Here is a 21,704-nt window from a genome sequence, read left to right on the forward strand (position 1 = left end):
TCGGTAATTTGATCGGGGCTGGTCAGCGTTTTCTTGTTATGGGCGTGGGTGGATCGCCATTCTGCCCGGCTTTTCCGGCCCTTCCCAGATGAGTGTGGGTGATCGGTAGGGCCAGGTGCGTGTCACGGGGGTCGGGTAGGGGTCGAGGCCTCCGGGATGGGGGTGCTTACTCCAACCGTCCTCGAAGGCCTCGACGTGTCTCATGCTACGTGCGCGCTCTTCGACCTGTCCGATGTCCATGTGCTCACGATCGAGCGTCACCACTCCTCGTTCACCTTGGTGGTCGAAACCGTGCCGTCACTGGTGGGCTGCCCCTGCTGTGGGGTGCTCGCGGCCGACCACGGCCGGGTGGCGGTGCTGTTGCACGATCTGCCCTTCGCCGGGGTGCCCGTGCGCGTGGTCTGGCGCAAGCGCCGCTACCGCTGCCACGAGATGGCGTGCGAGGTGACGACCTTCAGCGAGGTCCACGAGCTGGCGGCACCGCGGGCGAAGCTCACCAGCCGGGCGGTCGCTTGGGCGGTGGCCCAGCTGCGTTACCACGACATCGCGGTCTCGGCCCTGGCCGAGATGCTCGGGGTCGCCGGGAACACCGTGTGGGACGCCATCGTCCCGGTCATCGAGGCCCAGCTGGCCGCCGAGGATCGGCTGGCCGGGGTGGACACCCTGGGTGTGGACGAGCACGTCTGGTGCCACGTGGGTCCGCCGGGCACCAGGTTGGTCACCGGGATCGTCGATCACTCCCGTGACGAGCACGGCCGGTCCCGGGCGAGGTTGCTGGATCTCGTGGCCGGGCGCACCGGAGCGGCCTACGGTGACTGGCTCACCGAACAAGGCAAGGCGTTCACGAACGGGATCCGCACGGCGACCCTGGACCCGTTCCACGGCTACGCCAACGCGATCCGCGACGAGCTGCCTGAGGCGATCACCGTTCTCGACGCGTTCCACGTGGTCAAGCTCGGCGGGCAGGTCGTTGACGAGGTGCGTCGGCGGGTGCAGCAGGACACCTTGGGCCACCGCGGCCGCGCCGGCGATCCCTTGTACGGGATCCGGCGGACCCTGAAGATCGGTGTGGAGTACCTGACCGAGAAACAGATCCGGCGCCTGAGTGCGAAGCTGGTGGCCGGGGACCCGCACCACGAGGTCACCCTGGCCTGGAACTCCTACCAGCAGCTCCGGGCCGTCTACCACGCCCGCCCAGAGCAGGGACGCCGGCTCGTCGCCGAGATCCTCGCCGCGTTCCCGACCCGCCCCATCCCGGAGATCGCCCGGCTCGGACGCACGCTGCGGCGGTGAAGGGCGGCGATCCTGGCCTACTTCGACACCGCCGGCGCCTCGAACGGACCCGTCGAGGTGATCAACGGCGTCATCCAGACAATGCGACGGGTCGCTCGAGAGTTCCGGAACTTCGGCAACTATCGGCTACGAGCGCTGCTCGCCGCCGGAGGCCATCGGCCGTGGCGACACGCCCCTACCCACACTCAATTGTGAAGGGCCCCATTGACACTGAATCGAATAATCAAGATAATACGGTAAAATTAGCAAATCAAGCTCGCTATTTCACAGAACACGACTGGAGCGATTTGTAATGTCATTTATAGACCAAATACCGCCCCACATGCAAGAAGAAGTTCGGTTTTTGCTGGGTTCAGGAGAATATCACCTCTTGCTCGGCGCGGGAGCCAGTCGTGATTCCAAAAGTAAGAACGGAGAGTTCCTGCCGGGATCAGGGGATATGACCGCTGAACTTAACAACCTATCTGGGGCCGTTCAAGAAAACTTAACAGAAGCTTTTGAAATCGCTCAAGACCGCGACAAAAACGGCAAACTAGACAAGTATCTAAAGGACAGATTCACTGACTGTGAACCGGCACAGTGGTGGAGCGACGCCCTAATTCCACGTTGGAAGAAAATTTGGAATCTCAATATTGACGACGTTGTAGAACAAGCGACCAAGGCGCTACCGTCAGAAATCAACCGTAAAGTCCAATACTATTCCTGGCATAAAAACGCGGGAGAATATGACGGGTTGCAAGTCATTCATCTCCACGGACGCGCAAGGACGGACTATCATTCCCAACTTATATTCAGTATAGTGCAGTACGCCGAATCAATCGACAAGAAACATGCCTGGCACAGGAGGTTCTTTGATGACTGGGTGCAATACCCATTCGTCACAGTAGGCGCCACGCTGTTAGATGAACCCGATCTATCTACGTCCACGCGTGCGCGCAAGGCCTCGGGTACTAATCCTAATCTCTACGTATCTTCTACCATAAGCCCTGCCATGCGAGAGCAATTAGAAATACGAAATATTATCGGCATCGAGACAACGGCCGAAACTTTTTTTCGAGAAGTTGCTCAATTAGTAAATGAGTACCGTACTAAGCATTCCTATCAATGGGTGTCGGCGGACGTGCCCAAAAAAGTCCTGGCCGAATTTTCTGAGCAGTACCATATGATGCCTCGTGTGGATAACCGCAGTGTTATAAAACGAAGTGACTTTTATGCGGGAGAAGAACCTTCCTGGTTGGATATTATTGAAGAAAAGAACGGCGACTTTTCCTGGTATGCAAAATCTTTGGGGCATCTTGATGTTCCGGGCCATGAAATAAATAAGGAACTCCCAAAGTGTTACCTTCTGTTCAGTGCACCGGTGTCCGGCAAGACCGTGGCCCTCTTGGCCATGGCCAAAAGACTGATAGACAAAGGCTTTACCGCATATAAATTCACATCCGAGCATAAACCTAATCACAAGGCGACCGTTGACTACTTAGCCCACCAAGGGCTATCTGTGTTGGTTTTTGATGGCTTTGCGGATTATGCTGATAGTATTGTTGACATTGCTAAGGACCTTAGGGATAAAAAAGTACCCGCGCTCATTCTCGCTGCTGATACCATTTCTAGAAAAGATTTCGTGCTGCCCCGATTTCCTACTGACCTCTTTCGGGATTTAACGCGCGCCGACGATCGGGGTCGGTGGCATTTGACTAGAGGCGAGTCTGAAACTCTTGTGACTAAGCTGGAATCTGCCGGACGATATGGACTGCTGCAGCAGAAGGACCATGCGTCTAGAGTTGCGTTCTTCCAAGGCCGCGAAATCTTCGACGCCATGGGAGAGGCGGAATTTGGTAAGGGATATAGGAGTCGACTGACGGCGCAGATTGGAGAACTGCAGTCTCCGGAGATGCTTCATTTGATAAAACTCGTGGCTGTGCTACATCAATCTGGCCTTACTTTACCTTTGAGTTTTTCTTCTGCGGCGGGGGTGCAAGCTCATGATTTTTCAAAGCCACAATCCCGTGATCAATTAAATAAGTTTTTAACGGTTCGCCGAGGACAAGTCTCCCTGAGGTACCGAGCCATGCGGCCCGAAGATGTACACGCCTCATCCTCCCGCCATGACTTTTTCGATGTTCTGGTCAATTTCTTGGCCAGTCTTTCACCTTACGTGAATGAATATTCTAGAAAGCAGAAAACGCAGGCATATCGTATTGCAAAAGCGGTTATGCGCGCGGAGTCAGCGGTTAAAATTGTAGGAAAAAGCTCCCTTCGTGCGTTATACGACTCAATACACCCCTTTTACGAAATGGACGCACGCTTTTGGGAGCAAAGATCAAAGTCGGAGGAACTACTACGAGATTATGCCAAATCCGCCTCCTATGCTGGCAAGGCGGTAGATTTGGCTGGCAACGATTCATGGCGACTTACAACCTATGGGCGCATTCTTCTTATCCGTGCCCTTCGTGAGTTTGAAATCGGAAGTACCTCATTTTGGCATGTTTACGATCTGGGCCACGAACGCCTTGAAGCTGCATGGAGCAGCAAAAATGCTACAGCAGTTCCTGTGCGGGTTGGTATTCGATGGTCAATTGAATGTTATTTAGTTTACCTTAAGGAGGGGTGTCCTCACGGCAGATCCGTACTGTCTGACCTAGAATCTGATATCACGCGACGCATAACCAATGCTTACAATATAGACATTGTGCGCCAGACGCCTGAGGCTAACAAGATTAGCGAACTGCAGTCATACTTTCTGCAATTGGTCACTGTTCGGGACGCTGATTCAAATGCAGTTGACTTCATTGACGTAGTTCGACGGGGAGTTCCGCAAATAAAGGGATACGAGTAGTACTAAATATTGCTTGGATACGCGTGGTCGTGAATTGATTCTGATGGGGCGGAGGTGTTGTGCTACTAGAGCCCCTCGGGGCTCCCAGTGTCTCTGTTGAAGATGTCCCGGGCTCTTAGTTGGTGCGGCTTGGCTGGGACGCGCCGAAGCGGGTTATACGCACGGCCTTTAATATGAACGTTTTCCGCCTGATGCGGTCGTAGTTACAAGCAAGTTCCGGGATCGACAGATCCCTGCGTGCAGAGGCCCGGCCGTTTCTAGCCCGGTGAGTGAACTCAACTTCAGCGCGTGGCGTGCTCATACACCATCACCTGCGGCACCGTCGGCTGGCAGCACACCAGCACCAGCTCGCGGACGCGCCCGCCGGTGATCCGCTCCAGCTGGCCGGCGTAGAGGGACAGCTGCTGCCGGTAGGCCTCCTGGCTCAGCTCGGAGAGCGCCATGTCCGTCTTGTAGTCCACAACCACGTAGTCCCCACCGGGCTCCCGGTACAGCAGGTCCACCACGCCCTCGAGGACGGCGCCGTCCTCGTCGACCGTGGCGACCGGGAGCTCCTTCCAGTGCTCGCCCGCGGCGGCCGCCCGCACAGGCTCGGAGTCCCAGGCGATGCGGGCGCAGGCGAGCAGGGCTTCGGTGCCGGGCAGGCCGTGCAGCTCCGCCACCGCCGGGGCCAGTCGGTCGATGGACTCCCTGTCGGTGAGGTCGCACAGTTCCATCAGTCGGTGCAGCGCGGTGCCGAACTCGGGCCCGTGGAGCAGCTCTCCACTCTCCTCCGGCGCGGTGCTCTCCAGCGGCACGACGCGCTCGGGCTCCCCGAGGGTGGGCGGGGCCGGTGCGGCGGGGACGTCGTCGTCGGGCGTGGCTGTGACGCCGTACGCGGACGGCGCGGGCACACCGTCCCCTCCGGCCGCAATCGCCGGCGCGGCGTGCGCCGTGCGCGTGACCGACCGGCTGCCCTCGACCCGCGACGCCTCGGCCCAGCGGCTGCTCACCGCGGTCCACTCGGCGAGCACCTCGTCCCAGGACCGCTCCTCGGCCACGGTCTCCGCCCGGCGCCCGCCGCTCTCGACATCCTCGAACGGCAGCTCCGGCGTGCCCGCCACGTGCGCCTTCCGGAGCTGCGCCGCGTGCGAGGACTCGCCCTTCTCCGAGACCGTGTACAGCGACACCACCAGGTGGCTCTGCGCTCGGGTGCACGCCACGTACAGCAGCCGCAGCCGCTCGGCCGCGAGCATGTCCTTCTCGCGCTCCTTGAGCTCCTCGTGGCCGGCGGTGGCCAGGCCCTTCTTGAGGGAGACCTCCATGGTCCCGTCCGCGGCGAAGAGCACGTGCTGGGTGCCCGACCGGGGCGTGGAGCCCGTCCCGGCCAGGATGACCACCGGGTACTCCAGGCCCTTGGCGGCGTGCACCGTGGTGATCCGCACGGCCTTCGCGTCGGTCTCGGGGACGACCGCCTCCTTCACCCGGGCGCCCTCCTCCATCTGGGTCCCGGCCCAGCGCAAGTAGTCGCGCAGGCTCCCGTGGGTGGCGGTGCCCCAGGCGCGGGCCTGGTCGACGACGAAGCGCAGCCGCCGCCACGTCTCCCGGTGCCGGGGCGAGTCCGTGGCGGCCTCGAGGACCAGGAACTGCTCCAGGATCCGCTCCATGAGGTCGCACACCCCGGTCCGGGACAGCTCCCGGGAGAGGGCGCGCAGCGCCAGCAGGGTGCGGGCCACGCGGGTGTCCTCGAGGCCCTCGGGGGCGTCGGCCCGGTAGTTCCAGGAGCCGCCGCCCAGCCGCCAGGCGGCGAGCTCGTCGTCCCCGCAGCCCAGGATGGAGCTGCGCAGGGCCAGCACGAGCCGGCCCGAGTCCGCCGGGTTGGCCAGCGCCTGCAGCACCAGCATGAGCTCCTGGACCTCCGCCGCGCCGTAGACCATCGAGGACGCCTCGGCCCGGTAGACGATGCCCGCCTCGTCCAGCGCCTTCTCGAGCACCTCGAGCGAGGTGCGGGTGGGGAGCAGGATCGCGATGTCCTCCTCGGTGACGGGACGTGTCTCGGCGTCGTCGCGCCCGTCCTGGTGCCGCCAGGCCGGTTCGCCGGTGCGGCCCAGTGCGGTGAGCACCGTGTGCGCGACGTGCCGGGCCTCCCGCTCGTGCACCTCCGCGGCCTTCGGCTTCCCGCCGTCCTCCGCGCCGGGCAGGGTCAGGCCGATCACGCTCACCGGGTGCCCGAAGCCCTCCGGCAGCGGCGGCCGCGCCGGGTCCGGCACGAGCGGCACGTAGGCCGGCTGCCGGCCGTGCTCCTCCTCGATCAGCGTGCCGAACACCTGGTTCACCCACTCCAGCACGGGAGCCACGGAGCGGAAGTTCGTCTGCAGGGTCGCGATCGACGACGACGCCTCCGCCGCGGCCCGCTCCTGGAAGCCCAGGTAGGTCTCGATGTCCGCCCGCCGGAAGCGATAGATGGACTGCTTGGGGTCGCCGACCATGAACAGCCGCCCGCCCTCCACCGGCAGCTCCCGCCAGCCCTCGGGCCCGCAGGCGGCGGAGGAGGCCAGGCGCAGGGCGATCTCGGCCTGGATGGGGTCGGTGTCCTGGAACTCGTCGATCATCAGGCACGCGTACCTGTCGTACAGGCGAGAGCGGACCTCGGCGTGCTCCTCGCCCACGAGCAGGTCCCGGGCCAGGACGAGCAGGTCGTGGAACTCCAGCCGTCCTTGCCGGCGGCGCTCCTCAGCGGCTTCGCACAGCACCGAGGCCATCACGCCGAGCACCAGGTCCAGGGCCCGCCCGGTCAGAGAGTCCTTGAGCGTCACCGCTCTCGCGCTGATCTCTTTCGCCAGCGTCCGGACGTCTGCGATGTTCCCTGTCCACTTCGCCTTGGATCCCTGGCTGAACCCCGTGGTGGGCACCTTCGCCAGATGAGCCACCAATGCCCGAGGCGCGCCACGGCGAGCGGCCTCGATCCCGTCCGCCCAGCTCAAAAGGCGCCCGGTGCCGACATAGAGGCGGTCGTCCACCGACTCGCATCCTTCGCGCATGCTGCGCAGCTCGTCGCAGGAGCGAATGATCGTCGACCACTCGGTGTCCGGGACGGAGAACTCAAAGGCCTCCACAGTGTGCTGCGGCAGCCGGTCCCAGTTCTCGTCCATGACCCGGGCGGTGTCCCGGAGATTGGCCATGGTCATGTCGCAGGCGAAGAGCACCTCCATGGCCGCGGAGTGCTCGGGATTCCCGAACAGGGCGGAGACGATCTGCTGCCACCGGTCCTCGAAGGCCAGCGAGGACTCGATCTCGTCGAGGGTCTCGATGCCCGGCGGGACCCGGGCCTCCAGCGGGTTCTCCCGGATGATCCGGGCGGCGAAGGAGTGGATGGTCCCGATCGGGGCGATGTCGAGGTCGTGCAGGGCCCGGGCGCGGCGGGAGCGCACGGCGTCGTCGTCGGAGGCGGCCCCGAGCGCGGTCCGGACGCGCTCGCGCAGCTCCCCGGCCGCCTTCTCGGTGAAGGTGATGGCCACGAGCGCCGTAATGGGCGTCCCGCGGTCCACCAGCGCCACCACGCGCTGGACCATCTCCCGGGTCTTGCCGCTGCCGGCGCCGGCCTCCACGAACACGGAGCGGTCCAGGTCGTGGCGGATGGTCTCGCGGGCGGGCTCGTCGACGAGCGGGAGCTGCACGGTCTGCGTGGTCACTTCGCGTCCTCCTGGATCAGCAGGGACAGGTGGGGCTCGAGGCCGGGGTCGTCGCGCAGCTTCTCCCACAGGGCCGTCACGTCCCGGTGGCCGCAGACGGTGGTGACGTTGGTGTAGCGCTCCGACTCGGGCACGTGCGGGAAGACCCCGGCGCGCAGCGCGGTGACGATGCCGTGGGCGCCGGTGCGCAGGGCGTCGACGACGTCGTCGGTCAGCTCGTAGCCCACCGGCTCCCCGGGGGCGGAGAGGAACCAGTACTCGCTGCGCACGCCCGCCCCGCCGAGGGAGCGGGCGTAGAGGCCGTAGACGGGCAGCTGGAACTTGGTGCCGCCGGCCGTCGGGTCCTCCCGGGTGAGATGGGCGAACCGGTCCCGGCGGCCGGACTTGTAGTCGACCACCCGCACCGTGCCGTCCGCGTGGCGGTCCACCCGGTCCACGGTGCCGCGGAAGCGCAGGACCGTGCCGTCGGACAGGTCCAGGGTCAGCTCGGCGTCGGTGCCGAAGACCACCTCGGGGGCGTCGATGCCCCACCCGTCCTGGCACTGGGCGGCGAGGTGGCCGTGGGTGGCCTCGAGCTGCTCGAGCATCTCGGCGCGGTGGTGCTGCCAGAGGTCCTCGATCCAGAACTCGTTGCGCTCCCGCTCCATGATCCGCTCGGCTTCCTCGAGCAGGTGCTCCACGGGCGGGAGCGCGCCGTCCTCGATGGCGCGGTTCGCGTGGCTTTCCAGCGCCTCGTGCAGGATGGTGCCCTTGAGCAGCGGGTCGATCTGCTGGGCGAGCTCCCGGTCCGCGAACAACTCGGCGCCCAGGACCTTGGTGACGAAGTAGCCGAAGGGGTTGTTGACCCACTCCTCCAGCGCGGTGGGGGAGACGGGCCGGTCCAGGAAGTCCTCGGGCAGCGCGCTCGGGCCCGCGTGGCCGGTGAAGCGGGTGAAGCGCCCGCGCCGCCGGTCGGCGCGCAGCTGCAGGACGCGGTCCAGGTGCTCGTCGCCGAGACCGTCCGCCCGGTGGCCGCGCACGGTCAGCCACTGCTGGCGCAACTCCTGGGCGGTGACCGGGCGGGGCTCGGCGGCCGTGGCCCAGCCGGCGGAGCGTTCGATGCCGGCCACCGAGGACGGGATCGCCGTCTCCGGTTCCGGGCGGCCGAGCAGGGCGGGCAGCCAGCGCGAGGGCAGGTAGCTGCGGTTCTCCCGCAGGCTGCCGCGGGGTTGGAAGAGCAGCGGCTCCGGGGCCACGGCGAGGGCGGCCTCGAAGAGTTCCCTCTGTCTCCGGACGCGCTCGTCGAGCTCAGGCAGGCCCTCGGTCTGCTGTCGGACCGACTCCGGCAGCAGCGCGTCCTCCTGGGCGTGGACGGGCACGAGGCCGTCGGCCAGGCCCACGAACACCGCGTGGTCGAGGTCCCGGCCCAGGGCGTCGCCGAGCGAGCCGGTGGTCACCCCGGTGCCGATGCGCCCGGTCCGGGAGCGGTGGGCGGTGACGACCTCGCCCACGGTGTGCGCCACGGTGGCCGGGGTGGGGGTGGCGCCGCACCCGTCGAGGTCGGCCAGGTCCGTGAGGGCCTCCCGCAGCATGGATCGGGCCGCGGCGCGGGTGGGTTCCTCGGGGCCGGTGGCGGCCAGGAAGTCGTCCACCAGGCCGAGCAGCCCCGCCGAGACCCCGGCCCACGTGCGGGCTTCGGCGATGCCGTGCAGCTGGGCGGACAGCGCCTGGTGGAAGGCGTCGAAGGCGCGCTGGTCCTCCCGGCGTCGCCGCTTCCGCTCCGCGGACCGGGCCTCCTCGGTGTCCTGCGCGGTTCCTGGCTCGGCGGGGCCCGTTTCACCGGAGGTGTCCTGCTCGCCGGGGGTCTCGGCCGGTTCGGCGTCGTCGTCGGTCACGGGCTTCACCCAGAGGCGCTCGCAGGCCGCGGAGGAGGGCAGGGGGAGCTCCCGGTGGCGCACGAGGCCCTCGGCGATGGCGTCCAGCAGCGGGCGGACGGGTAGCAGCTGACCGGGGGCGGGGAGGTGGTCCAGCAGGCGCAGGACGGTGCGGGCCATCGGGGTGTCGACGAGCTGGACGGGCGCGGGGCCGTTGAACTCGATGCCCGCGTCCTGCAGCCGTCGGGAGACGAGCGGGCGGTAGATCTCCTCGGAGGACCAGAAGATGCCGATGCGGTGGCCGGGGGTTTCCTCGGCCAGCCAGGAGGCGACGGCCCGGACCGCGGCGCGGGACTCGTCCTCGGGGTCGGAGGCGCTGGTCCACCGGGCGTTGTCCAGCTGGGGGCGTGCGGCTCTCAGGATGTCGCCGTCCTCGATGCCGAGCGCTGCCAGAACCGCTTCGGTGCCCGGATCGGGGGCGGTAGGCAGGGCGAAGGCCAGGACCGTGCCGAGATTCCGCACCTCGCCGGCCGCGATGCGCCGGGCCGCGGTGGTCAGCGCCTCGTGGCGGGACCAGAAGCCGCCCGTCAGCCGTTCGGTGACGGCGCGGTGGGCGCGGTGCACCTCGTGCACGACCGGGGGTGCTCCGGTGGGGTCGAGATCGATGCCGTCGAGGGTGGCCGAGCACCGGGCGAGGGCCTGGGCGGTGACGGGACGGTCCGCGCAGTAGTCGAAGCGGCCGGGGTCCGCGGCCAGCAGCCCGGCCGCGGCAGCCTGCCGGACCGCCGGGGTGAGGGGCTTGCGGCCACGGGCGACGTCGTCGGCCAGGAAGACCTCCGTGGCCAGCTCCTCGACCGTCACGGCCCGCACGTTGGCGACGCCGTGGCCGCCCTTCTCGGCCGCCGCCCGGGCAAGGCGGCGGACGACGTCGAGGCCGCTGGCCGGCGTCGGCACGACGATCGTGATCCGGGTCAGGGGAGTCCCCGCGCGGGCCTCGGCGACCCGGTCGGCCAGTGCGGTCCACGGGTCCTGCTCGTCCGGGGCTGCTGTCACGGTGCTCGTCCTTCCCTCGACGAATTTCAGGGACTGCAGAAGCATCGACCGTGCCACCAACGCCGACCGGAGATGTGCCTCGTCTCCGGGCGCCCTCCGATGCATGGCTTTTCATCCGCAATCCAGTCCCGACTGTAGGGGATCGTGAGCCAATGCACAGGGCGGAGCCGGACGTGACGTCTGGACGACACCTGGATAGAATTCTAAAAGTTCTAAAGAAATCTAAACGGAGCAAACGGAAGGGAGGTGCGATGCCCAATCCCTTCAAGCCCACCGCAGGAGCCACTCCGCCGCTGTTGGTCGGGCGCCGGCCGATCCTGGAGGCCTTTCAGGAGTCCATCGATGACGGCCCCGGGGCTCCGTACCTGCTGCAGCTGATGACCGGCGCCCGGGGCGTCGGCAAGACCGTCATGCTCAACGAACTCGGCGACGTGGCAACGCGCAACGGGTGGATCGTCATCCACGCCACCGCCGGACCGGGGATGCTCGATCGGATCGCACGCCGGGCCTCGACATACCGGCAGGAGCTTGGTTCGCGAGATCGCGGCCCCGAAACGACGAGTTGGAGGATCACCACTCCCGTGGGCGAGCTGGGCCGCGAGAGCCAGACCTCGGGGTCGGAGCTGCGGATCTGGTCGGACGAGCTGGCGGACTTGCTGGATGTTCTGGAGCAACATGGCACCGGAGTATGTGTCACGGTCGACGAGATCCACAGTCTTGACCTGGGCCAGATGCAGATCCTGGCCGGAGACGTCCAGATGCTCGTCCGCGAGGGGCGCCGCATATCGCTGATCATGGCCGGCTTGCCGCGGGCTGTGGAGGAGTTGTTGGCCGGTGACAGCCGACCGACGACCTTCCTGCGCCGGGCGGAGCGACCGCTGCTGGCCGATGTTCCGGTCGCCGAGGTCGCTGATTCGTTCCTCCAGATCATCACGGATGCCGATCGGTCCATCAGCGACGAACTGGCCATGGAGTGCGCACAAGCCACAGGTGGATATCCGTTCATGATCCAGCTGGTCGGCTATCACGTCTGGCGTCAGGCGGGAAGGGGGCCCATTACGGAAGAGCACGTCACGGCAGGAGTGGCCGCGGCTCAGTCGCGGCTGGGTGCCTTGGTGCACGAACCTGCGCTGGCGGATCTGTCCGCGGTGGACCGTACGTTCCTGGTGATGATGGCCCGGGACGATGAGCCTTCGCGCCTGGGGGACATCGCCGGCCGGATGGGCAAGGACAGTCGCTATGCCAGCGTCTACCGCGATCGGCTGCTGAAGGCCGGCATGATCCGGGCGGCGGGCCACGGTCTGGTCGACTTCGAGGCCCCCTACCTGCGGGAGTACCTGCGCGAGCACGCGGCACACCTGGTGGCTGGACAAGACGATGGAGGGCAGAGCTGACCCGCCACAATTGCAGGCCTGTGACTGGTCGGAGACGAGGCGCCGCAACTCCTCCAGGCAATCCGTTGCGAACTCGGCAACGTGTGCCTGGGCATTGCCGATGTGGAGATCCGGGAGCGACATGATGAGCAAGTCGCCGGATGCCGGACGGGCGTGCACGCGGAGAAACTCTGATTGACGTCACACGCAGCGACGAGATTTCTGCCTGCGGAATTCAGCGGACACGCCACGATTGCCCCGACATGTCATCGGTGCCGCCTATGGTCGAAAGTGTCAGCGTGGGGGGGAATGAGACGTGACTGCCGATAACAATTCGCCCGTGCCGGTGTGGACACTGGCCACCAAGGACGAGAGCGTTCCGAACATTCTGGGTGATGCAAGCATGACGCCGGCCCGCCTCGCAGAGCTGAGAACGGCATTGGCGTCACTCGCAGCCGCTCCGATCGCGACATTGGAAGCGCACCCCATGTCGGCCAAGCGCGACCGGAATGCCGGTATTCCGCTCAGTGCGGCAAGCCCGCTCGCGCAGCAGTTGTCGCAGCTCGTCACTCGGACGGCGAAGTCGGCGCCCACGGCCAATATTTCCGACAGCGGCGAGGTGCTCTACCGAATGGTGGTTCCCGCCAAGGTCGCCGCCCAGGTCGGCAAGGGCCTCGTGAAACCCATGGCCGCCAAAGCCAACCCCGGCGCCGTGTACACCGATCTGGTCGGCTCCACCGGCATCGTCGCGAAGGCCACCCTCGTTCCCGTTGCCGGCACGAGAGCTGCCGCGGGAGCGGCCACGGGCTCGGCTGCCACCGCTGGTGTGGCAGCCGCAAGTGCCGGGGCATTGACGGTCGCCGCGCCGCTGGTGCTCATGGCCGTCGCGGTCAGTGTCAGCGCTCATGCCGAGCGCCAACGCCAGGAATCGATCGAGCGGATCACGGATCTGCTCGAACAGCTGCACGAGGACAAGCTCGAGGACGAGCGCAGCGAACTGGACGGCTGCCGCGACGCTATCGACAAAGCCACCTCGATCCTCCTCGACCAGGGGCGCATCGGCCTGTCCCTTGGCCTCGACTCGGCTGTGCACGCCATCGGCGCGTCGATCGAACGGGCACGCAGGCGGCTGGGCAAGTGGCAGCGCGCACTGGTCGAGCTCGGGGACGGTCCGGTCGAGATCGGGGCGCTCACGAAAGCATTTCCCGGCGTCAACGAGGAAGGTGGCATTTTCCGCGCGCACCTGGAACTCGCTCGCCTCGCGATCGCTCTGAAACGCCGTGTACTGGTTCTCCAGGCCGTGGAGCATGCACAGCTGGAGGGAGCGGACCACCCGTTCGAGACGTTCATTGGCACGTTGCGGGACGACGAGCGTCGCGTCGACGAACTCGACGCCGGAATCACCGCAGTCCTGCTCCGGCTGTCGACTCTCGAATTGAAGCGTCGCGGCGGCTTCCGCAGCATCATGTACACGCAAGGAGAGGTGGACAACCTTCTCAGTGCTGTGTACCGCCTGCGCGCCCTGGGCGACGACCTTGATATGAAGAACCACCACGCCGACGTCGCCATCGAGATCGAACGACGAGGCGACGGATCGCTCGTGGTGTTGCCCGCTGTCGGTGCTTGACCGTCCCGGGACGTCCCGACGCACCTGCTGAGGGCGCCGGAACGTGCCCAAGGGGACATTCCGTTGCGGGGGACGTACGCGACGGTGAGTGAGGGCTCCGGCCCGAGCTCGGCGACGCTCGCCGCCATGGGATCCATCACGAGCGAGCGGCCGATGGGGATCAGGCCCGCCTGGCAAGGCCCGACCACGTAGGCCGGGACTGCTGCATCACCGGATGAGCGGCTTGTGGACCTCCGTGCGGCGCTGCGGTGGTCTCCGAGCGTGCCGAATCAAGGGTGGTCCGAATGACCGCCCAGAGCCGACCGGCGGCGGATCTCCTGGACGAAGTCCTGCTTCCTCGAGACCAGCTTCGGGCGATGAGCCGTGCCGTCCGTGTTCAGGGGAGGTGCGTAGCATGCGATCCAGGCCGCTTCGAGGGCGTCCACCTCGGCCACGTCGTCGAGCTGGATCCAGCCCACGAGCAGATGCTCGCTCATCCACGCGCTGAGGCGGTCCTCTGCCTGCTTGCCCGGGTCGACCCGGCCGCGGATGTCGAGCGCGGCTCCTTCGGCCCAGCGGGGACTCAGTGGCCACAGTGATGCCAGCAGGGTGCGGCGCAGGGCCGACGACCGTGTGCGTTGCAGATGCTGGCGCCTGATGCGCTGGTGCAGGTTGCGACGGGCGCGTCCCACGTACAGCAGGAGGGCGCCTGACTCGGAGCGGTACAAGGGCGAAGGATCCACCGGCAGGACCAGGCCTGCGGCTGCGGGGTCGTCGGCCGTCGACGGCGCGAGCCACCAAGAGTACACCCCCGGAAACCGGGGGAGATCCGGGAGATCCGGCACCGGCACCGGGACGTGGTCGAGCGGCACTACTTCCGGGTCAGGCATCATCGGACAACAATAAGCGCGGGGGACCAGGGCTCAGCGACCGACGTGCTGGTGGGCCATGGCTTGCCTCATCGTCAGCCAGCAGCACACCAGCACCATCTCCCGCACGTGTCCGCCGGCGCGGGCATCGCCATGGTGGCGCCCCGCCCACGGTGAGCGGGGTCCTCGTCGTCGTGCACCTCCACGGTGGGGAGACCGAGCAGGCGCTGCTCATCATCGACCTGCGCCTGCTCGGCCCCTTCGCGCTGCAGCCGGCGACCTGCCTCTCGGCGGTCGGCCGGCGTCCCGGGGTGTGCCTGGCCGGGTGCGGCACCCGGCCGGCCCATGTCAGACGCGTGAGAGGTCCACGTCCTCGTAGCGCACCATGCGGCTGCCCGCCATGATCCGGTGCCCGGCCCACAGGGTCAGGAAGATGGGGCAGGCCGATGTAGGCGGACAGGGCGGCCAGCAGGTCCATGTTCCCGACGAACGCCTGGTAGTTCTGCCCTGGGAAGATCTCCGTGGCGAGCCGGTCGATACATCTGCGTCCGGAGGTTGCCGACGCCGCGCCCACGGTGGTCAGCGCGAGTCGATCTCGTAACGCGCCAGCACCCGCTGCAGGTCGGGATCCTCGAGCTCGATCGACGACCTCTCGACGACGGACACGGCGTCGGGGCCCAGCTGCTCATCGCGGCGTCGCATCCAGTACGCCCGGCACAGCCTGGAACCGTACTCGGAGTGGAACTGCAGGCCGGCGGCGTAGGAACCGTCGTCGAGGACCTGCTCACGGATCCACTCGGCAATCATGGTGGTGGCCGTACGGTTCGGGCCGGCCAGCGTGCCCAGGGTGACCTCGGCCCGGCATAGGCGGTGGCGGCATCACCGGAGAGGTAGACCGTCGAACCGGGCGTGTCGAAGCGGGACGAGTCGGAGCGGTCCACAATGGCTTCCGGGCGCACCGGAGGGTTCAGCGGGCCGTAGGACGTCTTGGCGATCCGAAACCCGTTGACGGGCCCGTCCACACGGGCCAACCCAGTCCGTGTGCAGACCCCGCTCATGCTCCGTGGCGGTCCTCGGTCATGGCATGGGCGGCGTCCATGACGTCCCGGGCGCGGTCCTGGCTGATGGCTTCGATGGGCGAGATCTCCCCGAGCCAGGGGTTGGCGCCGATGAACCACAGCCGGGCGACGTGCTCGCCCTCCACGCCGGCGACTACGGTCCAGGCCCGGTGCGCCAGCTGCAGCCGCTTCTGCGCCTCCGTGCGCGGCTCGGGGCCGTCGACGCGGGCCCAGCGGTAGCTGATCTTCGGGTCCTTCGTCCCGGCCAGCGCCCCGACGAGGGTGGCGCCCAGGGCGGTGTTGAGCTGACGAACGATCTCGCGGATGCCCAGGCGCGCGGTGCCGGCGTGCGTTCCGCCGACGTCGATGGAGACTCCCATGTCGCTCCCTCCCAGGGGCATGGCAAGAGCGTACTGGTTCATCACCTGAAAAGCGACTGAAATGCCACTCAAGAGTGGTATCTCCGCGTGGTGCCGAGCGTGTGCGGCCGGTCAGGACACGACGGTTCGGACGGGGGTGCGGAGGGCCGCCCGCATCTCCGGCTTCGTCCGATCACACCGGCAACATAGTGCCGCTTCCTTGTCTCACGGAGCCTCCGAGAGTCGATGGGGATCAAATCAGCAGGATATTGCCGATTTATGCATTTCTCGACCAGAATGGGGGAGGATCAGTGTGCACCGGCAGGATGCTGCCGCAAGGGGAGGGCCATGAGTGACGTCGAGGGGGTCGGTAGGGCGATCCGTACTGCTCGCAAGGAGGCCCGTCTGACCCAGAAGGACCTTGCCGACCTGGTCGGCATCTCGGAGCGGACGGTCCGGGCGATCGAGACCGGCACCGGTAATCCCTCGCTGGCCGCTGTGGCCGCCGCGGCAGGCGTGCTCGGACTGCGCCTGGTGGCCGCGTAGTGGCCGACCTGCACCGGCTGCGGTTCGTGGCCGTGGCCGACGTCTACAAGGCCGGCCGGCTGGCCGGCCGGCTCGAGCGCACCGCGGACGCAGGCACAGTGTTCGCCTACGACCAGGCCTACCTCGCCGCAGGCCACCCGCCGGTGGCCGTCACGCTGCCCCTGACCGGCGACCCCGTCACCGTCCCCTCCGGCGGGGTGCCTGCGTTCTTCGCAGGGCTGCTGCCCGAGGGCCACCGCCTGACCGTCCTGAAGGACGCGGTCAAGACCAGCCTGGACGACGAGCTCTCACTGCTGCTGGCCGTCGGCGCCGACGCCCCCGGAGACGTCCAGGTCGTTCCCGCCGGGCAGAGCCCGGTCGAGCCCGAGCCCCTCGCCGACTCCACGAGCCCCCAGGAGCTGGACTTCACCGTGCTGGCCGCGGCGGTGGACCTGCATGCTCTGCCGGGGGTGCAGGAGAAGGCCAGCGCCTCCATGCTCACCGCGCCGCTGACCACCCGGGGCGCGCGGCTGATTTTGAAGCTGAACCCGCCCCGGCATCCGCACCTGGTGGAGAACGAGGCCTTGCACCTGGCCGCGGCCAAGGGGCTGAAGATCCCGGTGGCCGAGGCAGCCGTGGTCGCCGACCGCCACGGGCGGCGCGGGCTGCTGGTGGAACGCTTCGACCGGGTCCGCGAGCGGGAGGGCTGGGGGCGGCTGCCGTTGGAGGACGCCGCTCAGGTCATGGGCCTGCCCCCGGCCGCCAAGTACACCGTGGCGTCCGAGGACGCGGTATTGGCCCTGGCCGCCGTGTGCAAGGCACCCGTGGTCGCGGCGCGGAACCTGTACCTGCAGTTCGTCTTCGCCTGGCTGACCGGCAACGGAGACCTGCACGCCAAGAACGTCTCCGTCCTGGGCGGCCAGACCGGTGGTTTCGCCATTGCCCCCGTCTACGACGTGCCCTGCACCCTGCTGTACGGCGACGACAGCCTGGCCCTGCCGGTGGACGGGCGGACGAAGAACCTGCGGGCGAGGCACTGGGCGGCCTTCGCCCGGGCGATCGGGCTGCCCGAACGCGCCGCCCTGGCCGCCAACACCCTGGCCCTGAAGGCGGCCTCGGCCGTGGACCTGACGTCGCTGCCGTTCGAGGGGTCTCCGCTGACCCATGCGCAGCGGGAACTGCGCCACCGCCGCGGCCAGCTCGAGACGTGATGCCCGCAGCTCTACGGGCCTGCCCACGACCGGGGAGGCCCACCGGTCGGCGGTGCGTGCGTCGGTCTCCGGGGCGGGTCAGTACTGGCTGCCGTCCGCGGGCCCTCCCGGGCCCGTCGTGGTCCGGGACCCATACTGGGGCCATGGGCGACGACGGCTCCTGGTTCCCCCACCGGGGCCGGCCCCGAGAGACGAGGTGAGCAGATGATCGCTGTGATCGTGCGGGGCGTGCTGATGATCCTGGTGCCGGTGGTGGTGTACCTCGTGGTGTCGGCGGCCGCGACCGGGCGGCTGCCCCGCAACCGATGGGTGGGCCTGCGCACCACCGCGAGCCTCTCCTCGGAGACGGCATGGCGGGCGGGGCACCGGGCGGCCGTGCCCAGGCTCCGCTGGTCCGTGGTCGCCGGGGTGGCGGGAGGCGCGGTCGTCTTCGGGAACCTGCTGCTCGCCGACAACGACAGCGCGGGGCTCCTCCCCCTGGGACTGCTCATCATGATGCTGGTGACGATCTTCCAGGCGGCCGCCCGGGGGATCCGCGCGGCGGAGCTGGTGGCCTCGGTGCAGCGCTGAGGGCACGGAGCGCGCACTGCGCCACCGCCGCGGCCCGCCGGAGACGTGATGCCGCCATCTCTGCGGGCCGTCCCGGAGGCGGCGTCGAGCCGGTGGAGAAGCCACATCCGTCGATGCGGGCGGGGGCGGGGCGCTAGCCTGGTCCGGTGGCTCCCGCACGATCCGCCCCGGCCGAGCCCCGCCGCTGGTCCGACCTCCCGAGCGAGGAGGCCGTCCGCGCCGCCCTCGGCACCGAGACGTACGCCCGCGGCGCCGCGTACGCCCGGGCCGGGCGCGTCCACGTCCTCACCAGCGACCCCGAGCACCGGATCCTCTTCGCCGCCGTGGCCGGCAGCGCGCGCGAGCCCTACCAGACGTTCGTGCAGGTCGGCGACGCCCACGGCGCCCTGCACAGCTCGGGGCGGTGCACGTGCCCGGTGGCGGTCAACTGCAAGCACGTCGCCGCGGTGCTGGTCGCCGCGCTCCACGACCTCGGGACCGCGGCACCGGCCACGCCCGCCTGGGAGCGCCGACTGGTCGACGTCGTGGCGGAAGCGGATGCCGAGGGTGCGGCGGGCACGCCCATCGGGCTGCAGTTCGAGCCGGAGGCCGAGCCCGATCGGTACGGCCGCCCGGCCGTGCTCCGGGTGCGGCTGCGCCCGGTGGTGCCGGGGAAGAAGACCCCCTGGGTCCGCACCGGCATCGGCTGGCGGGACCTGGCCTACCCCTACGGGGCGCGCAATCGGAGAGCGGGCCACCGGGAGGCCCTGCACGCCCTGTACCAGGCGCACCAGTCCACGGCGTACTACTACTACGGCGACGCGGCCGTCTTCCTGGACGAGTTCGGCCCGGCGCTGTGGCCGCTGCTGCGCGACGCCGTCGAGGCCGGGGTGCCCCTCGTGCCCGCCAAGCGGGCCGTGGGCGCCGTCGTCCTCGCCGAGGCGCCGGCGGCGCTGTCCCTGGACCTGACCCGGGACGGGAACGGGATGACGGCCGCCCCCGTCGTCCACGTCCCGGGCGTGGACGACGACGGCGCCTCCCTCTCGTTCGTCGGCGAACCCGCCCACGGGGTCGTTCTCCAGCGCTCCGGCGGGGAGGCCGGGCTCGTCCTCGCCCCGCTCGAGCGCCCGCTGACCCGGCAGGCCTCCGCGCTGGTCGCGGCCGGGCCGCTGCACGTGCCCGGCGAGGACGTCGCCCGCTTCCTGGCCGAGTACTACCCCGCGCTGTCCCGCATCGTCGCCGTCCGCTCTCCCGACGGGTCGGTCGAGCTGCCCGAGATCGCCCCGCCGCGCCTGGGGCTGACGCTGACCTACGACGGCCCCCGGGAGGTGGCCCTGGCGTGGTCGTTCCGGTACGACGTCGACGGCGCCGGCCGGACCGTGCCGATCGACGCCGCCGGCGGACCGGGCCGCGACCGGGCCGCCGAGCAGGCCCTCCTGTGCGGCCTCACGCTGCCCGGCGGGCTCGGCGCCGCCATCTCCGCCGGGCCGGGCACACCCGGGCCCGCCCCCACCGCCCGGCTGCGCGGGGTCGACGCCGCGGTGTTCACCGAGGAGACGGTCCCCGCCCTGCGCGAGCAGGGCGTCGTCGTCGACGTCGTCGGCGAGGCGGTCGAGTACCGGCGTTCCGACGCGGCGCCGGTCGTGCGGATCTCGGCCACGGACTCCGAGGACGCGGACTGGTTCGACCTCGGCGTCACGGTGGAGATCGACGGCGAGCGGATCCCCTTCCAGCAGCTCTTCGTCGCCCTCGCCGGTCAGGAGGACCACCTCGTGCTCGACAGCGGCACGTGGTTCTCGATCGACCGGCCCGAGCTCGACCGGCTCCGGCAGCTCATCGAGGAGGCCGGGGCGCTGACCGACCGCGAGCCGGGCCGGCTGCGCGTCACCACGTACCAGGCCGGGCTGTGGGAGGAGCTCGCGGCGCTGGGCGTCGTCGAGGCGCAGAGCGAGCGGTGGTCCGCCGCCGTCGGCCGTCTGCTCGCCGGGGAGGGCGCCGACCCGCCCGCGCCGCCCGCCGGGCTGGTCGCCACCCTGCGTCCCTACCAGCTCGAGGGCTACCGGTGGCTCGCCCACCTCTGGGACGCCGGGCTCGGCGGGATCCTCGCCGACGACATGGGCCTGGGCAAGACCGTCCAGACCCTCGCCGCCGTCCTGCGCGCCCGGGAGAACGGCACGCTCCCCGCGCCGGTGCTCGTCGTCGCCCCGACGTCGGTCGTGGGCAACTGGGCCGAGGAGGCCGCCCGGTTCGCCCCCGGCCTGGCGGTGACCGCGGTCGAGCGGACGGAGCAGAAGGCCGGGCGGGCGCTCGCGGAGACCGTGGCGGGCGCCGACCTCGTCGTCACCTCCTACGCCCTGTTCCGCATCGACGAGCAGGCCTACCAGGGGCTGACGTGGAGCGGGCTCGTGCTCGACGAGGCCCAGTTCGTCAAGAACCACCACGCCAAGACCTACCAGTGCGCCCGGCGGCTCGCCGCGCCGTTCAAGCTCGCGATCACCGGGACGCCGCTGGAGAACAGCCTCATGGACCTGTGGTCGCTCCTGTCGATCGCCGCCCCCGGCGTGTACCCGGACCCGAAGGCCTTCACCGAGACCTACCGCAAGCCCATCGAACGCGGCGACGCCCCGGAGCTGCTGGGCACGCTGCGCCGCCGGATCCGCCCCTTCATCCGCCGGCGCACCAAAGAGCAGGTCACCGCCGACCTGCCGCCCAAGCAGGAGCAGGTGATCGGCGTCCAGCTCAACCCGCGGCACGCCAAGATCTACCAGACCCACCTGCAGCGCGAGCGCCGGAAGGTCCTGAGCCTGCTCGACGACGTCGACAAGAACCGGTTCACGATCCTGAGGTCCCTGACCCTGCTGCGACAGCTCGCCCTCGACCCCGCCCTGGTGGACGAGCAGTACGCCACGGTGCGCTCGAGCAAGATCGACGTCCTCCTCGAACAGCTGCAGGACGTCGTCGGCGGCGGGCACCGGGCGCTGGTGTTCAGCCAGTTCACCGGCTTCCTCAAGGCCGTCCGCGACCGGCTCGACGCCGAGGGCATCGCCTACGTCTACCTCGACGGGCGCACCCGCCACCGCGCCCGGCGGATCGAGGAGTTCAAGACCGGCACGGCACCGGTGTTCCTCATCAGCCTCAAGGCGGGCGGCTTCGGGCTGAACCTCACCGAGGCGGACTACTGCTTTCTCCTCGATCCGTGGTGGAACCCCGCCGCCGAGGCGCAGGCCGTGGACCGGACCCACCGGATCGGGCAGGAGAAGAACGTCATGGTCTACCGGCTCGTGGCCGACGAGACCATCGAGGAGAAGGTCGTGGAGCTGCAGCACCGCAAGCGCGACCTCTTCGACAGGGTCGTCGACGAGGGCGGGGAGCTGTCCGCGCCGCTGAGCGCGGCGGACATCCAGGAGCTGCTGGCGCCGTAGCGCGCGCGGCCCGGGCGCGGTGCGCC

The 21,704-nt window shown here is 68.4% G+C and carries 12 protein-coding genes and 1 pseudogene; 8 read left to right on the forward strand and 5 right to left on the reverse strand.

Annotated elements, in window-relative coordinates; translation table 11 throughout:
- Positions 1-162 precede the first annotated feature (162 nt).
- A pseudogene (locus AS188_RS03980) lies at positions 163-1,488 on the forward strand (ISL3 family transposase).
- A 127-nt stretch (positions 1,489-1,615) separates the two neighbouring features.
- Positions 1,616-4,129, forward strand: a complete 2,514-nt coding sequence (locus AS188_RS16825; protein WP_169797980.1) for a P-loop NTPase — start codon at positions 1,616-1,618, stop codon at positions 4,127-4,129.
- Between the two features lie 281 nt (positions 4,130-4,410).
- Here AS188_RS16825 and AS188_RS03985 read toward each other — a convergent pair whose 3' ends face one another.
- Positions 4,411-7,800 carry a UvrD-helicase domain-containing protein gene (locus tag AS188_RS03985; RefSeq protein ID WP_058857757.1) on the reverse strand — a complete coding sequence of 1,130 codons (3,390 nt, stop codon included), beginning with the start codon at positions 7,798-7,800 and terminating at the stop codon, positions 4,411-4,413.
- Entirely contained in the window at positions 7,797-10,706 is a 2,910-nt protein-coding gene (locus tag AS188_RS03990) for a PD-(D/E)XK nuclease family protein (RefSeq protein WP_058857758.1), read from the reverse strand. The genes AS188_RS03985 and AS188_RS03990 overlap by 4 nt, the downstream gene beginning before the upstream one ends.
- 251 nt (positions 10,707-10,957) lie before the next feature.
- On the opposite strand from AS188_RS03990, the gene AS188_RS03995 reads away from it, so the two are divergent.
- Positions 10,958-12,100, forward strand: coding sequence for an ATP-binding protein (locus tag AS188_RS03995; RefSeq protein WP_058857759.1), 1,143 nt, complete (start codon positions 10,958-10,960; stop codon positions 12,098-12,100).
- 295 nt (positions 12,101-12,395) lie between these two features.
- On the forward strand, positions 12,396-13,706 hold the full coding sequence (locus tag AS188_RS04000; protein ID WP_058857760.1) for a hypothetical protein: 1,311 nt from the start codon (positions 12,396-12,398) through the stop codon (positions 13,704-13,706).
- 269 nt (positions 13,707-13,975) lie between these two features.
- Here AS188_RS04000 and AS188_RS04005 read toward each other — a convergent pair whose 3' ends face one another.
- The 3 genes from AS188_RS04005 to AS188_RS04020 all read right to left on the reverse strand — a co-directional run bounded on the left by AS188_RS04005 (position 13,976) and on the right by AS188_RS04020 (position 15,992).
- Positions 13,976-14,578: a GIY-YIG nuclease family protein gene (locus AS188_RS04005; protein ID WP_147050307.1), complete on the reverse strand. Its 603-nt coding sequence runs from the start codon at positions 14,576-14,578 to the stop codon at positions 13,976-13,978.
- Positions 14,579-15,133: 555 nt separating this feature from the next.
- Positions 15,134-15,361 (reverse strand): hypothetical protein, encoded by a 228-nt coding sequence (locus AS188_RS04015; protein ID WP_058857763.1) that lies wholly within the window; start codon positions 15,359-15,361, stop codon positions 15,134-15,136.
- 247 nt (positions 15,362-15,608) lie between these two features.
- The gene (locus AS188_RS04020; RefSeq protein ID WP_058857764.1) at positions 15,609-15,992 is read right to left on the reverse strand and encodes a hypothetical protein; all 384 of its coding nucleotides are present in this window, start codon (positions 15,990-15,992) and stop codon (positions 15,609-15,611) included.
- A gap of 327 nt (positions 15,993-16,319) precedes the next feature.
- On the opposite strand from AS188_RS04020, the gene AS188_RS04025 reads away from it, so the two are divergent.
- From AS188_RS04025 to AS188_RS04040, 4 genes are all read left to right on the forward strand, one after another.
- Positions 16,320-16,517: a helix-turn-helix transcriptional regulator gene (locus AS188_RS04025; RefSeq protein WP_058857765.1), complete on the forward strand. Its 198-nt coding sequence runs from the start codon at positions 16,320-16,322 to the stop codon at positions 16,515-16,517.
- On the forward strand, positions 16,517-17,707 hold the full coding sequence (locus AS188_RS04030) for a type II toxin-antitoxin system HipA family toxin (protein ID WP_058857766.1): 1,191 nt from the start codon (positions 16,517-16,519) through the stop codon (positions 17,705-17,707). Before AS188_RS04025 ends, AS188_RS04030 begins: the two co-directional genes overlap by 1 nt.
- 204 nt (positions 17,708-17,911) lie before the next feature.
- Positions 17,912-18,277: an SdpI family protein gene (locus AS188_RS04035; RefSeq protein ID WP_058857767.1), complete on the forward strand. Its 366-nt coding sequence runs from the start codon at positions 17,912-17,914 to the stop codon at positions 18,275-18,277.
- 146 nt (positions 18,278-18,423) lie between these two features.
- Positions 18,424-21,678, forward strand: a complete 3,255-nt coding sequence (locus AS188_RS04040) for a DEAD/DEAH box helicase (protein ID WP_058857768.1) — start codon at positions 18,424-18,426, stop codon at positions 21,676-21,678.
- Positions 21,679-21,704 lie beyond the last annotated feature (26 nt).

The sequence above is a fragment of the Kocuria flava genome (assembly GCF_001482365.1).
GTDB classification, from domain to species: Bacteria; Actinomycetota; Actinomycetes; order Actinomycetales; family Micrococcaceae; genus Kocuria; species Kocuria flava.

Excerpts from the sequence above, each read along its gene's own strand:
- AS188_RS04005 (WP_147050307.1), bottom strand. The coding sequence starts at position 14,578 with ATGATGCCTGACCCGGAAGTAGTGCCGCTCGACCACGTCCCGGTGCCG.
- AS188_RS04020 (WP_058857764.1), bottom strand. The coding sequence starts at position 15,992 with ATGGGAGTCTCCATCGACGTCGGCGGAACGCACGCCGGCACCGCGCGC.
- AS188_RS16825 (WP_169797980.1), top strand. The coding sequence starts at position 1,616 with ATGCAAGAAGAAGTTCGGTTTTTGCTGGGTTCAGGAGAATATCACCTC.
- AS188_RS04025 (WP_058857765.1), top strand. The coding sequence starts at position 16,320 with ATGAGTGACGTCGAGGGGGTCGGTAGGGCGATCCGTACTGCTCGCAAG.
- AS188_RS03995 (WP_058857759.1), top strand. The coding sequence starts at position 10,958 with ATGCCCAATCCCTTCAAGCCCACCGCAGGAGCCACTCCGCCGCTGTTG.
- AS188_RS04035 (WP_058857767.1), top strand. The coding sequence starts at position 17,912 with ATGATCGCTGTGATCGTGCGGGGCGTGCTGATGATCCTGGTGCCGGTG.
- AS188_RS04015 (WP_058857763.1), bottom strand. The coding sequence starts at position 15,361 with ATGATTGCCGAGTGGATCCGTGAGCAGGTCCTCGACGACGGTTCCTAC.